Source organism: Brevibacillus ruminantium (assembly GCF_023746555.1).
Taxonomy (GTDB): domain Bacteria; phylum Bacillota; class Bacilli; order Brevibacillales; family Brevibacillaceae; genus Brevibacillus; species Brevibacillus ruminantium.
On record NZ_CP098755.1, the window covers coordinates 2,418,513 to 2,432,954 of the forward strand.

Annotated in this window: 14 protein-coding genes; all 14 read left to right on the top strand. The window is 49.8% G+C overall.

Going from position 1 to position 14,442, the window contains the following annotated elements; translation table 11 throughout:
* Window positions 1–8 precede the first annotated feature (8 nt).
* From NDK47_RS11920 to NDK47_RS11985, 14 genes are read left to right on the top strand one after another with little or no spacing between them, the layout of a single operon-like run.
* Entirely contained in the window at window positions 9–467 is a 459-nt protein-coding gene (locus NDK47_RS11920) for a flagellar basal body-associated FliL family protein (RefSeq protein WP_251875061.1), read from the top strand.
* A 39-nt stretch (window positions 468–506) separates the two neighbouring features.
* Entirely contained in the window at window positions 507–1,502 is a 996-nt protein-coding gene (gene fliM / locus NDK47_RS11925) for a flagellar motor switch protein FliM (RefSeq protein ID WP_251875063.1), read from the top strand.
* Window positions 1,495–2,838, top strand: a complete 1,344-nt coding sequence (fliY, locus tag NDK47_RS11930) for a flagellar motor switch phosphatase FliY (protein WP_251875065.1) — start codon at window positions 1,495–1,497, stop codon at window positions 2,836–2,838. Before fliM ends, fliY begins: the two co-directional genes overlap by 8 nt.
* A 29-nt stretch (window positions 2,839–2,867) precedes the next feature.
* On the top strand, window positions 2,868–3,230 hold the full coding sequence (locus tag NDK47_RS11935) for a response regulator (protein ID WP_251875067.1): 363 nt from the start codon (window positions 2,868–2,870) through the stop codon (window positions 3,228–3,230).
* Window positions 3,230–3,910, top strand: a complete 681-nt coding sequence (locus NDK47_RS11940; RefSeq protein ID WP_251875069.1) for a flagellar biosynthetic protein FliO — start codon at window positions 3,230–3,232, stop codon at window positions 3,908–3,910. The genes NDK47_RS11935 and NDK47_RS11940 overlap by 1 nt, the downstream gene beginning before the upstream one ends.
* Window positions 3,907–4,668 carry a flagellar type III secretion system pore protein FliP gene (gene fliP / locus NDK47_RS11945; RefSeq protein ID WP_251875071.1) on the top strand — a complete coding sequence of 254 codons (762 nt, stop codon included), beginning with the start codon at window positions 3,907–3,909 and terminating at the stop codon, window positions 4,666–4,668. Before NDK47_RS11940 ends, fliP begins: the two co-directional genes overlap by 4 nt.
* Window positions 4,669–4,703: 35 nt before the next feature.
* A complete protein-coding gene (fliQ, locus tag NDK47_RS11950; RefSeq protein WP_251875073.1) occupies window positions 4,704–4,973 on the top strand; it encodes a flagellar biosynthesis protein FliQ in 270 nt (89 codons plus the stop codon).
* A gap of 3 nt (window positions 4,974–4,976) precedes the next feature.
* On the top strand, window positions 4,977–5,759 hold the full coding sequence (gene fliR / locus NDK47_RS11955; protein WP_251875075.1) for a flagellar biosynthetic protein FliR: 783 nt from the start codon (window positions 4,977–4,979) through the stop codon (window positions 5,757–5,759).
* Entirely contained in the window at window positions 5,756–6,853 is a 1,098-nt protein-coding gene (gene flhB / locus NDK47_RS11960) for a flagellar biosynthesis protein FlhB (RefSeq protein ID WP_251875077.1), read from the top strand. Before fliR ends, flhB begins: the two co-directional genes overlap by 4 nt.
* Window positions 6,854–6,875: 22 nt before the next feature.
* Window positions 6,876–8,918, top strand: a complete 2,043-nt coding sequence (gene flhA, locus NDK47_RS11965; RefSeq protein ID WP_251875079.1) for a flagellar biosynthesis protein FlhA — start codon at window positions 6,876–6,878, stop codon at window positions 8,916–8,918.
* A complete protein-coding gene (gene flhF / locus NDK47_RS11970; protein ID WP_251875081.1) occupies window positions 8,915–10,348 on the top strand; it encodes a flagellar biosynthesis GTPase FlhF in 1,434 nt (477 codons plus the stop codon). Before flhA ends, flhF begins: the two co-directional genes overlap by 4 nt.
* A 5-nt stretch (window positions 10,349–10,353) precedes the next feature.
* On the top strand, window positions 10,354–11,217 hold the full coding sequence (locus tag NDK47_RS11975; RefSeq protein WP_251875083.1) for a MinD/ParA family protein: 864 nt from the start codon (window positions 10,354–10,356) through the stop codon (window positions 11,215–11,217).
* Window positions 11,218–11,249: 32 nt separating this feature from the next.
* Entirely contained in the window at window positions 11,250–12,362 is a 1,113-nt protein-coding gene (locus tag NDK47_RS11980; protein WP_251875085.1) for a protein-glutamate methylesterase/protein-glutamine glutaminase, read from the top strand.
* Between the two features lie 19 nt (window positions 12,363–12,381).
* Window positions 12,382–14,442, top strand: a complete 2,061-nt coding sequence (locus NDK47_RS11985) for a chemotaxis protein CheA (protein WP_251875087.1) — start codon at window positions 12,382–12,384, stop codon at window positions 14,440–14,442.

Consider the following 14,442-nt stretch of genomic DNA (forward strand, 5'->3'; position numbering starts at 1 on the left):
CACAAGCAATGTTTCAAAATCGATTATTTAACATGGCCCTTATCATCATTATTGCGATTTCGCTACTGGGAGTCATTACGTTTGTGCTTTGGCAAACCTATCTCTCCCCCGCGGCCCAGACAGCAAGCAATGAGAAAGCCACAGAGGTAAAAACCCTCTCGGCCAAGGAAATGCAAGAGTACTCGGTGGATACCGGTGAAATTACCACAAACCTGCTTTCCAAAAACTATATCATTGTTCGCTTCACCATCACGGCAGACAGCAAGAGCTCCAAAGAAGAGCTGGAGCAGCGTATGCCGCAGGTTAATCAAATCATCATCAAGACACTGGCTGGTTTGGAACCGGACGACATCAAGGGTACTGAAGGCATCAACAAGCTGGAAGCAAAAATCATGAACGAAATCAGCGCACTGATGCAGGAAGGCAAAATCGTCCAGGTGATTACGACCAAACAACTGCAGTCCTGATGAATCAAGAAAGAATACATAGCAGGGAGGTGACGACAGATGGCCGAGGTTCTCTCACAAAGTGAGATTGACGCGTTGTTGGCAGCACTCTCATCTGGAGAGATGGATGCCAACGAGCTGAAAAAAGAAGAGACTGAACGACGGGTTAAAGTATACGACTTTAAACGAGCACTGAGATTTTCCAAGGATCAGATCCGTGGTTTGACGCGAATTCACGAAAACTACGCACGTCTGTTAACCACATACTTTTCAGCTCAGCTTCGTACCTTCGTGCAAATAACAGTTGCCTCCGTCGATCAACTACCATATGACGAGTTTATCCGCTCGATCCCGAAAATGACGATCCTAAACATTTTTGAGGCACCGCCTCTTGAAGGGCGCATGGTGTTGGAGGTAAACCCCAACATCGCCTATACGATGCTGGATCGCCTCCTTGGCGGTCAAGGGATCATTCCGGACAAGATGGGGGCACTGACAGAGATTGAGACAACCGTGATGGAGCGTATTTTCGGAAAAGCCCTGGATACCTTCCATGAAGCGTGGAAACAAATTATTGAGCTGGACCCTTATTTGGAAGGGTTGGAAATGAACCCGCAGTTCATGCAAATTGTTTCACCAAACGAGATCGTGGCCGTTATCTCATTCAGTACCAAAATCGGCGATACCACGGGTATGATTAATCTGTGCTTGCCGCATGTTGTGTTGGAGCCGATCATGTCGAAGCTGTCCGGACAGTACTGGTTTTCCAAACAGAAAAAAACGCGGGATGAAGAGGAGCGACTCAGAGTTGAAGAGCGGGTAAAATCGGCAAGCCTGCCGATCATCGCAGAGCTCGGAACAGCTCAAATAACGGTTGGAGATTTTCTTCAGCTACAGCCAGGTGATGTGATACAACTGGATCATCTCGTGGAGAACAAGTTGAAAATCAAAGTGGGAAATCAACTGAAGTTCCTGGGACAGCCGGGCACGCAAAAAGGGCGTGTTGCGGTGCAGATCGACGAAGTCCTTGAGGAAGGGGAGGAAAATAATGAGTAGAGATATGCTTTCTCAAGATGAGATTGACGCGCTGCTTCGTGCAAATAATTTGGTGGAAGAAGAATCAGAACAAGCCAGCACGCCGGACGTATCCGATTTCTTGTCAGCGTTTGAACAAGATGCTCTCGGTGAGATTGGAAACATCTCTTTTGGAAGCGCAGCGACAGCCCTCTCGACTTTATTGAGTCAGAAGGTAGACATCACGACCCCGACTGTCTCGATGGTTCAAGTCAGCGAGTTGGAAAAAGAATTTCCTATGCCGCATGTCGCAGTTCATGTGGAATATACAGACGGTTTTAAAGGTGTAAACCTTTTGGTCATACGGATGGAAGACGCAGCCGTCGTTGCGGACCTGATGATGGGCGGAGACGGAAGACCGGGCAGTACAGAGATGTCCGAACTGCACATCAGTGCGGTACAGGAAGCTATGAATCAGATGATGGGCTCAGCCGCCACTTCCATGTCAACGATTTTCAATCAATTGGTGAATATCTCGCCTCCAGGGATTGATGTCATGGATCTCGCTCAGGGCAAAGGAGGAGACAGCTTCACAGAGGATGATACCCCTCTGGTAAAAGTTTCGTTCCGCCTGAAGGTAGGAGAGCAGGGAGAGTTGATTGATTCCAATATCATGCAGCTTTTGCCGCTTTCTTTTGCGAAGGACATGATCAACAGACTGACAGGCGTGGCCGATATCAGCGAGATTACAGAGACTGTCGAAATGCCAGAGGTTGCTGTTTCGACAGCTCCAAGCCAACCGGCTCCGCAGCCTGAACCCTCTGCTCCCACGAGTGCACCCGCCGCTGCTGCCGATATGCATCACACAGGCCAGCCACAGCAAGCGCCAGCGCCTGGATATGCGCCTCCGATGGGCTACCCGGCACCGCCGATGTATCCAGATGGGTACGGACAATATCCATATCCACCACAATACGGATCGCCATACCCGCCGCAATACGCTGCGCCGCCAGCACCACCAGCACCACAGCATTTTGGGGGGCAATCCATGAACATGGCCAACGTAAAAGCAGCTCAATTCTCACCGTTTGGAGCCGGTATGATGACTGTACCAGACGAACAAAACTTGAACCTGCTTCTGGATATTCCGCTTCAGGTGACAGTGGAATTGGGCCGAACCAAGAAACTGATCAAAGATATTCTTGACCTTTCAGCGGGGTCCATCATTCAATTGGACAAGCTTGCTGGAGAACATGTAGACATTCTTGTCAACAACAAGCTGATCGCCAAGGGTGAAGTCGTCGTAATCGATGAAAACTTCGGTGTCCGGGTCATTGACATCATCAGTCCGATCGATCGCGTATCGAAATTGCAATAACAAAGGGAAATTTAAGGAGGAGCTTATCCATGTCTAACAAAGTTCTCATCGTAGATGACGCCGCATTCATGCGCATGATGATCAAGGAAATTTTGTCCAAAAACGGTTTCAGTGTCGTCGGTGAAGCAAGCGACGGTGCACAAGCCGTAGAAAAATACAAGGAACTGGGACCTGATCTTGTTACCATGGATATCACCATGCCAGAAATGGATGGCATCACAGCGCTGAAAGAAATCAAAAAGCTGGATCCAAATGCGCGTGTCATCATGTGTTCTGCTATGGGACAACAGGCCATGGTTATTGACGCCATCCAAGCAGGCGCAAAAGATTTTATCGTGAAGCCATTCCAGGCAGATCGCGTTTTGGAAGCGATCAAAAAGACGCTAAGCTAATGATGAAACTCCGGAATACAAGGGTGCGGCTCGTCTGGATGTGCTGCCTGCTATTGTTGTTCGTCGCTTCCCTTCCGGTTCATGTTATGGCTGAAGGCGGCTCTGTCGCTGACGCTTTGAATAACGGCACGCTGACATCAGATGGGCCTGCCGGTCCAGCGGAACCGGCGCCCATTGTTGGAGGCGACTCCGGCAGTATGTGGGGGTATTTGCTCCAGGTTATTTTTTCTCTCGGGCTGATTTTGGTCTTGATCTATGGATTGCTGCGCTTTTTGTCAAAGCGACAGGCAGGCATGAGCATGGTACAAGGACCGGTTAAAGTGATCAGTGTAACGCCGCTGGGAAACGGAAAATCCGTACAAGTGGTGATGATTGGAGAATCGCTTTATGTGCTGGGCGTTGGGGATAATGTGCAACTGCTGCACCATATTCCGGCCGGTGAGGAAGCAGATTTGATCCTTTCGGAAACTGAGATGAAGGCTGCCAATCCTTCCCTGTGGCAGTGGTTGCCTCTGGGACGAAAGAAGCAAAAATCCGATGAGTACCTCCAAATGTCAGATGCACAAGGACGTTCGTTTGAGGAAATGCTTCGTAATCAATGGGGACAAGTCGCTCAGCGCCCGGAACAAAACACGCGGTGGATGGATGAGCAAGGTAAGGACAGAGGGGATTTAAAATGAAACAAGGATTCCAGTTGCTCGTGATTCTGCTTGCTTTGCTGGTGGTACCTGAAATAGCGGCAGCGGCACCAATCAATACGCCGTTGATTCCTACCGTCGACCTGAAAATCGGTGGTGGTTCAGGGACACCTCAGGAAACGTCTTCGGCAATCCAACTGTTGCTGATCTTGACCGTTCTCTCTGTAGCTCCGGCCATTTTGCTGCTGATGACAAGTTTTACGAGGATTGTCATCGTGCTGTCATTCGTTCGCAACGCAATGGCAACGCAGCAAATGCCGCCAAATCAAGTGTTGATAGCATTGGCGCTGTTCTTGACATTTTTTATCATGGCCCCTACCTTTGCCAAGGTAAATGAGACAGCCGTCCAGCCCTTTATGCAGGGGCAGCTTTCACAGGAGCAAGCGTTTGAGGCTGCGGTTGTACCGTTCAAGGAATTTATGGCAAAACAGACACGAGAAAAAGATCTGGCACTCTTTTTGGAGTTTTCAAAAGCGGAGCGGCCCAAGACCGTACAAGAGATTCCATTGACAGCTTTGGTTCCCGCGTATGCCATCAGTGAACTGAAAACCGCATTTCAGATTGGCTTTATGATTTTTATTCCATTTTTGGTTATCGACATGATCATCGCAAGTATTTTGATGGGGATGGGGATGATGATGCTCCCGCCTGTGATGATCTCGCTTCCGTTTAAGATTTTGCTGTTTATCATGGTCGATGGATGGTATTTGGTGGTCAAGTCTCTTCTGACCAGCTTTTAGCCAGGAACAATTGTCCCACGCGAGGAGGAGAGAGCATGACGCAAGAGTTACTCATGAGAGTGGCCCAAAGCGCTGTCTATACCGTTTTGCTGGTTGCTGCTCCAGCGCTGGGTGTAGGGCTGCTGGTTGGCTTGCTCGTCAGCATTTTTCAGGCAACAACACAAATCCAGGAGCAGACACTTGCTTTTATTCCCAAAATCGTAGCGATTTTGCTCACGATATTGGCGGTAGGACCGTGGATGCTTCGAGTCATCTTGGAATTTGCCATGGGGATTTTCGGAAATCTCCATCGGTTCGTCGGATAGACCATGAATTTCTTTTTGATGCATTTGCCTGTGTTGCTTCTGGTTTTTGTTCGTCTCACCGCATTTTTCGTTTCAGCCCCGTTTTTTTCAGTAAGGGGTGTTCCCAACCAATTTAAAATTGGTTTGGCACTTTTTTTGGCCGTGATCACCTTTGGCTCGGTGACGGTGCAAGGGCCGATCCCCATGGACTTGACCTTTATCTTGCACGTCATTAAAGAGGCGCTGGTAGGACTCATTCTTGGTTACATTTGCGAAATGATCTACGTGGCCGTTCAAGTAGCTGGCGGAATGATGGATATGCAGATGGGCCTTGCGATGGCGAACGTGATCGATCCCCGTACAGGGGCGTACGTGCCGCTCACAGGCCATTTCAAAAACATTCTCGCCATGCTGTATTTCCTTAGCATCAATGGACATCACATGTTGATCAAAGGGATCGTCACCAGCTATCATGCCATCCCCTTAGATAGGATGTGGGCGGCGTTCGGGAGCGAAGAGGTCATGTGGATGGCCGTCAAGGTGTTTCGGGAAATGTTTCTGAGTGCTTTTTTGATTGCCACACCCATCGCGGTCTCGCTGTTTTTGGTTGACCTCTCTCTTGGTATTATCGCCAAATCAGTGCCGCAGTTTAATATCTTTGTTGTCGGACTTCCGATAAAATTATTAGCCAGCTTTAGTATGCTAATCGTCGTTATGCCTGCGTTTATCCTGACGCTCAATAGCTTGTTTGAAAAAATGTTTCGTTCATTCGCTCAGATGATGAAGCTGCTCGGAGGAACAGGATGAACAGAATGATCTTTTTGTACCCGGTTGATCTCCAGTACTTCAGTGGAGAAAAGACAGAGAAAGCGACACCCAAAAAGAGGCAGGATGCGCGCAAAAAAGGACAGGTGGTCAAAAGTTCTGACTTGTCTCCGGCCTTTGGCCTCATGGCGGTGTTCCTGGTTCTATCGGCGCTCGGTGCGAGCATGCTCCATTCCATGCAGAATGTGTTTCGCGAATCCCTGCTGACCTTTAGCACCTGGCAAGTCAACCAGGAAAATCTCGGGGTCATCACGACGAAGATCGGCTGGGAAATTGCGAAGATTGTGGGCCCGGTGCTGGCTACCATTTTTGTCGTCTCTCTGATTGTGAACTACGCTCAGGTAGGATGGCTGTTCACGACCGAAACGATTAGATTTAAGCCGGAAAAGCTAAATCCCATACAGGGTGCCAAGCGAATGTTCAGCCTGCGTTCCCTGGTCGAGCTTTGCAAGTCACTCTTGAAAATCAGTACCGGCATCCTGGTCGCTTACATGATCTTATGGGACGTGCGAAATGAATTGTCCAGACTCTCGCTGCAGCCTTTGGAAGCAACGCTCTCCTTTGCGGGTACCGAGGCAGCCAAACTGGGGCTGTTCATCGGAATGCTGCTACTGATACTAGCTGTGATGGATTACGCCTATCAAAAGTACGATCATGAAAAAAATCTGCGCATGTCCAAGCAGGACATTAAAGATGAACACAAACAGTCGGAGGGTGACCCGCTGATTAAAGGGAAAATCCGTGAAAGACAGCGGAGCATGGCGATCAGGCGGATGATGCAGGAATTGCCCAATGCTGATGTGGTCATCACCAACCCAACGCATTTCGCGGTAGCCATCCGCTATGACAGCAAAGAGATGCATGCCCCCACGGTGATAGCAAAAGGGCAGGATTACATGGCACTGAGAATTAAGGAAGTCGCCAAGCAGCACCGGATTATTACGATGGAAAATAAGCCTCTTGCCAGGGCTCTACATAGCCAGGTTGAGATCGGACAGCAAATCCCGGAAGAGTTGTTCAAAGCGGTTGCTGAGGTTCTCGCCTATGTATACAAACTGCAAGGGAAAGTGAAGTAAAAAGATGAAAGGAGGATGAACGGTGGGATTCAAATTTAAAGAACTGGGCACGGTACTGTTTGTGATTAGCATTGTTGTCATGATGGTAATCCCACTGCCTTCTGAGCTGTTAGACCTGCTTCTGATTCTGAATATCTCCCTTGCCTTAACCATTTTGCTTGTGTCCATGTACACAAGGGAGACCTTGCAATTCTCCATTTTCCCCACAGTCCTTTTGATTACGACGCTTTTTCGCTTGGCCCTGAACGTTTCGACAACGCGAAACATTCTCTCGCATGCCGAGGGGGGCAAGGTGATTGAAGCCTTCGGAAGCTTCGTAGTCGGTGGCAATCAGGTCGTGGGCTTTGTGGTATTTCTGATTCTCGTCATTATTCAATTTATTGTGATTACAAAAGGTTCAGAGCGCGTTGCCGAGGTTGCCGCGAGGTTTACCCTGGATGCTATGCCGGGTAAGCAGATGAGTATCGACGCAGACCTGAATGCTGGGATGATTACCGATACGGAAGCCAGAGCGCGCCGGAAGAAGATTGAGGATGAAGCCGATTTCTATGGCGCCATGGACGGTGCCAGCAAATTCGTAAAAGGTGACGCCATCGCCGGTATCATTATTTTTATAGTCAATATCATTGGCGGCTTCATCATCGGGATGGTCATCCACGACATGAGTTTTGCCGAGTCGGCTTCCAAATTCACCACGATGTCCGTCGGGGATGCCTTGGTCAGCCAGGTACCGGCCCTGTTGATTTCCACTGCGACAGGTATCATCGTGACCCGCGCCACATCAGGCGAAGGCCTGGGCGAAGACATTACCAGTCAGATGTTCAGCTATCCGCGACTGCTGTACATCGTAGCAGGAGCCATTTTCTTGCTTGGCTTGCTCACGCCGATCGGTTTGTTTCCCGTAGTTCCGATTGCGGGCTTGCTCAGCTTTGCGGGCTGGAAAACCTCACAATCTCAGAAAGTGGCGCTGGAGGAAACGGTTCAAACGGAAGAAGACCAGCAAATGGCCGAGGTGCGAAGTCCAGAGAGCGTGGTCAATCTGCTGCAGGTCGACCCGATCGAATTCGAGTTTGGCTACGGGCTGATTCCTTTGGCGGATGCTAAACAAGGCGGGGATTTGCTTGACCGCGTCATTATGATTCGCAGGCAGATCGCCCTGGAATTGGGGATTGTCGTACCCGTCATTCGGATTCGTGACAATATTCAACTCCGTCCAAATGAGTACGTGATCAAAATCAAAGGCAATCAGATTGCCACCGGAGAGCTGTTGCTCGACCATTACCTTGCGATGAGTCCGGGATTTGACGATGACTCTGTTGTCGGGATTGAAACGGTTGAACCTGCGTTTGGCCTTCCTGCTTTATGGGTAACAGAAGAGAATAAGGAGATTGCTGAACTCTCTGGGTACACCGTTGTTGATCCGCCATCGGTTGTAGCGACGCATCTGACAGAAGTGATCAAGCGACATGCACATGAGCTGCTTGGACGTCAAGAGACACGCGCATTGATCGACAATGTAAGGGAAGTTGCTCCTGTACTGGTAGATGAACTGATTCCAGGTACATTATCAATCGGAGATGTCCAAAAGGTGCTGCAAAAGCTCCTGCGTGAAAAGGTGTCGATCCGCAATCTGGCTGTCGTGCTGGAAGCGTTGGCCGATCATGCAGCCTACACACGAGATCCCGATGTTTTGACGGAATACGTTCGTCAGGCCATGTCACGCCAAATTACGCTACAGTACAGCGAGCCAGGACAACCGCTTCGCGTGATTACAGCTGGACCCGGTTTGGAGAAGGCCATATCCGATAGCGTGGAACAGACGGAGCAAGGAACCTATCTGGCTATCGATCCGGAAACATCTCAGCGCATTTATCAATCCATGTCAACGGAGGTCAGCAGGATGGTTAACTCCGGTCAGCAGCCGATCATCCTTTCCTCTCCAGCCGTCCGCATGTACCTGAAACAACTGATGGAGAGAATGATGCCGGATGTCCCTGTTTTGTCGTACAGCGAGCTTGAACCTCATGTAGAAGTGCAAAGTGTAGGGATGGTGAACATTTCATGAGAGTGAAACGATACATCGTAGACTCCATGCCGGAAGCACTTGACAAGATTCGCGTCGATCTGGGGCAGGATGCGGTCATTCTCAACTCCAAACCGATCAAAACCGGGGGATTTCTGGGATTGTTCGGGAGACAGCAGATTGAGGTTGTAGCAGCTGTGGATGAGAAGGAGTTGAGCAAGCAAAAAAACTCATCGCCAAAACAACCACGCGAAGTTCCCGCAAGGACAGTAGCAACCAGCAGCAATAATGCCAAACGGGCTTACCAAAGCGCTGCTGCCAGGCCTCAGTTCCGAGCCGAAGAAGCAGATGTTTTCCCAGACTGGGACGGTGAACTGGCTCGGACAAGCAGACCCGCTCCTGCTGCTACGTCCGGACAGCAAGAGCTCTCGCAGCCGTCCATAGCGGAAGTGCCTCAACCTGAAACAGTGCTGCAGTCTAAAGACGTACTGCAGCCTAAAGCTGAACTGCGTACCGAAGCTGTACCGAAACCTGAAGCGGTGCGTATGCCATCTTCTCAGCAGCCTTCCCCTGCTCGAAACAGTACCGGGAATGCGCCTCGGGAAAACAACGATCATTTGGCGATGGAAGTACGCAGTATGCGGCAAATGTTTGAGAAGCTGCTCAGCAACGATCTGAAGCAGCAACTGCCGCCATCCATTCAGGCAGTTCAGAATCGTCTCATGCAGCAGGAGGTTACGGGAGAGACGGCTTCAGAGCTTATCCGGCAACTGATTATGGATCACGATCCGGATTGGGACGAGGCGCAGACGCTGCGTGCAGCCGAAGCTTTGATTACAAAAGCCCTGGAAAAGGCAGTACAACAGCAATCGGGGCATCCGCTAAAAGACGTCCGCTATGCCTTTTTCTTCGGCCCCACAGGGGTGGGAAAGACGACAACCATTGCAAAATTGGCGGCGGACTGCATGTTAAAGGAAAAACGGAAAGTCGGTTTTATTACAGCAGATACGTACAGGATTGCTGCTGTCGAACAATTAAAAACGTATGCCAACATCTTAAATGTTCCCTTTGAAGTGGTCTTTTCTCCAAAAGAGGTTCCGCAAGCAATGGAGCGGCTAAGTGGCTGCGATCTGATTTTTGTCGATACCGCTGGACGCAATTATCGCAATGATGAATATGTCCAAGGTATTCGCGATCTGGTTGTCACAGGTACAAACAGTCTCAATTTTATGGTGTTGAGTCTCACCGCAAAATACAGCGACATGAGAACCATTATTCAAAATTTTGAAGACATCCCGGTATCAAGGCTCATTTTCACCAAGGCCGATGAAACGGAAGCCTACGGTGCCATGCTGAACGTCGCCGTGGAAACGAACTTATCCATCTCTTATGTAACCACCGGACAAAATGTGCCTGACGACATCGTCGTAGCGTCACCCCGATTAATCGCCAACATGATAATGGGAGAATGAATCGTATGCATGACCAAGCAAAACGGCTCCGGGAGCGAATGCAGCAGAATCAGCCCTCCCGCCAGACACGACTGGTGACGGTGACTAGCGGAAAAGGGGGAGTCGGAAAATCCAATTTCAGCCTGAATTTTGCCTTGGCTTTGCGAGAGCGGGGACATAAAGCCATATTATTTGATGTCGATTTGGGCTTGGCCAATCTCGATGTGTTGATGGGGATCACTCCCAAGCGCAATCTGCTTCACTTATTGGAAGCTGAAACGAGCGTTTGGGATATTTTGGAAAAAGGCCCAGGAGACCTCGAGTTTATAGCAGGGGGCTCAGGGTTTACGCAGATTCTCCAATTGGACACAGCGAAGCTGGATCTTCTCTTTCACAAGCTGGACCCACTCTACGGTTATGCAGATGCAATCATTTTTGATACGGGTGCAGGCATTTCACAGGAGTCCTTGCGATTCATGCTATCCTCCGATGAAGTGATTCTCGTGACAACACCGGAGCCGCCGGCCATTACGGATGCCTACGCTGTCATTAAAATGATTCACTCCCGGAACCCGCAGACAAAAGTACGTCTGGTCATTAATCGGGCAACCTCAGATCAGGAAGGACGGGCGACCTCAGAAAAATTGGCAGCGGTTGCCAAACGTTTTCTCGATATGGATGTAAGCAAGCTGGGATATGTCATGGATGATCACCTTGTCACCAAGGCCGTCAAGCAGCAGCGTCCATATTTTCTTGTCTATCCGCAATCGCAAGCTTCCCGGAGCATCAGAAACCTAGCGGATGTATATCTCGGAAGCTCGGATGAGAGCATGGGGTCATCAGGTGGATTCAAAGGCTTTCTCACAAAGCTGAAGGGCCTGATTCGATAAGACAACTAGATTTCGGAAGGGAGCGATCGCGGATGAAAAAAATTCGGGTTCTCGTTACGGATGATTCAGCATTCATGCGGAAGGTAATATCAGACATACTGCAGGATGACCCCGAGATTGAAGTCATTGATCGTGCGAGAAACGGACTTGAATGCTTGGAAAAGTCAAAGCAGCTAAAGCCCGATGTGATCACTCTCGATATCGAGATGCCGATCATGAATGGACTGGAGGCACTCGAGCAGCTGATGAAGCAGCAGCCTGTTCCAGTCGTGATGCTGAGCAGTCTCACCAGGGACGGGGCGGATGCCACCATTCGTGCTCTGGAGTTGGGGGCGTTTGATTTTGTTACCAAACCCTCAGGACCCATTTCTCTTGACATACATAAAGTAGGAGATCGGTTGGTGGAGAGGGTAAAAGCGGCAGCGCAGGAGCAGACCCGATTCAAAAGAGGAACCCTGCCATTTGTACAACAGCCACCCGTCGTCCCTCCATCCAGTATGAACACAAAGATGTGGGTGAAAGCGGATGGCCCTGGCACCACTTTTCCCAGAACAGGGATCGGGAGAAATGATGGGACGAAGCTGGTCGTGCTGGGAACCTCTACAGGGGGACCCAAAGCATTGCAGGCCGTGCTCACATCATTGCCCGCTGAATTTCCAGCACCGATCGCCATTGTGCAGCATATGCCCGCGGGATTTACCAAATCGTTGGCACAACGTCTCGATTCGCTTTGCGCCATCCGCGTCACGGAAGTGATGGATGGCGAATGGCTAGAGTCCGGGACGGCCTACATCGCACCAGGCGGCTATCATTTTGAAGTTCAACAAGTGAACGGAAGATTGCAGGCAAAGCTTCATCAACAAGAGCCTCGAGGCGGTCACCGCCCTTCTGTCGACATTCTTTTCGAATCTGTTAGCCGATTGACAAAAGTAGACAAATGGGCAATTATCATGACAGGCATGGGAAATGATGGGACGAAAGGCCTGAAACAGATGAAGGACCTTGGACATGTGACGAGTATTATCGAAGACGAATCATCATGTGTTGTGTTCGGAATGCCGCGCGCGGCCATTCAGGCGGGCCTCGCCGATAACGTCGTACCATTGCACTCGATTGCAGAAACTCTCTGTAAACTGCTGCACTGATTTTGGGAGGTGGATCACCATGGACATGAATCAATATTTGGACATGTTTATTGAAGAGTCAAAAGAACACTTGCAGGCCATCAATGCAAACCTGCTCGTGTTGGAGAGCGATCCCGAAAGAATTCAGATCGTCAACGAAATTTTTCGCTCGGCTCATACGTTGAAAGGGATGTCTGCTACGATGGGGTTCGAGGATATGGCCAGCCTCACCCATGAAGCGGAAAACGTGCTTGATCTGATCCGTAACGACAAGCTGAAAATCAACAGCGATATCATGGATGTCATTTTCCAGAGCGTCGACCTGATCGAAGGCATGGTCATGGATATTATGGAAGGCGGAAGCGGCACCGCAGACGTTTCTCAGCCAGTAGCGAAACTGCGGGCCATTGTGGCTGGAGATTTTTCTCCAACTACATCTGCGGCGGATGAAGTAGTTGGGGCGGAAGCAGAGGCTGTTACTTCCGGTGACGAAACCGCTAATCGTGATTACGAGCTGGACGAGTTTTCGCTGACTGTATTGAAGCAGTCCAAGGAAGCGGGCAATAACCTGTTCTGGATTAAAGTTCTCCTGCAAGAAAATTGCCTCCTCAAAGCTGCACGGGCCTACATGGTTTTTGATCAGTTGGAGTCTATGGGGGAAGTTATTAAATCCACGCCATCCGTACAGGATCTCGAAAATGAGCGTTTCGATCTTTCCTTTGAAGTGGTGTTCGTCACGATGGAGCCACAGGAGAAAGTGAAAAAAGCAATCAGTAATATTTCTGAAATTCAGGAAGTTATCGTCGAGCCTGTGGAAATGAAAGAAGCCCTGCAACAAGCCAAACAGGCAGAAGAGCAGATCGCTGCAGCGAGTGCACCTGCTGAGGGCGCTGTGAAAAAGCCGGAGGCAGCGGCGGGCGGTAATGCACCGGTGAAAAAAGTGACAGCTGGTGGAAAAACCATTCGGGTTGATATTGAAAGACTGGATGTCCTGATGAATCTGTTCAGTGAGCTGGTGATTGACCGTGGTCGTCTGGAACAGCTCGCACGCGAGTTAGGCAAAAGTGAACTGCAGGAAACGGTCGAGCACATGAGCCGGATCAGCGGGGATCTGCAAAATATTATCCTGACGATGCGGATGGTTCCCGTCGAGCAGGTATTCAACCGCTTCCCGCGGATGATTCGCGACCTGGCGAAGGAACTGAACAAAAAAGTCAATCTGGATATTTACGGTGCCGAAACAGAGTTGGATCGGACCGTTATTGATGAAATCGGCGACCCACTGGTACATCTGCTGCGCAATTCGCTCGATCACGGGGTTGAATCGCCTGCAGAACGGAAACAGGCAGGGAAACCAGAGGAAGGTACGATTCAGCTCCGCGCGTTCCACAGTGGAAACCACGTATTTATTGAGGTAAAAGACGACGGGGCCGGCATCAATAAGGATAAGGTGCTGAAGAAAGCGCTTGAGCGCGGGATTGTGTCTCAAGCACAAGCGGAGACCTTGGCCGATCGGCAAATTTTTGAACTGCTTTTCTCCTCCGGCTTTAGTACAGCGGACACCATCTCGGATATTTCCGGACGCGGCGTAGGCCTCGATGTAGTCAAAACAAAGATTGAATCCCTCGGCGGAAACGTAAGTGTGGATTCCGTTCGCGGACAGGGAACGACCTTCCTGATTCAATTGCCGCTCACGCTTTCGATTATTTCTGCGATGCTGGTGCAGGTTCAAAATGAAAAGTATGCAGTTCCGCTCAGTTCCATTATTGAAACTGCTGTATTCCGCAAAGATCAAATCATGATGGCGCACCGGCAAAAGGTGATTGATTTCCGCGGCCGTGTGGTCCCTCTTGTATCCTTGCAAGAGATATTCCAGATCCCGGACAATGGAGTAGAGAAGGACGACGAAGTCGCTGTCGTCATTGTACGGAAGGGCGAAAAAATGGCGGGCTTGGTGGTTGATTCCTTTATCGGCCAGCAAGAGATTGTGCTGAAATCGCTGGGCAAATACCTCGTCAATGTATTTGCTATCTCGGGAGCCACGATTCTAGGTGACGGACAAGTAGCGCTGATTATTGATTGCAACGCATTGATTAAGTAA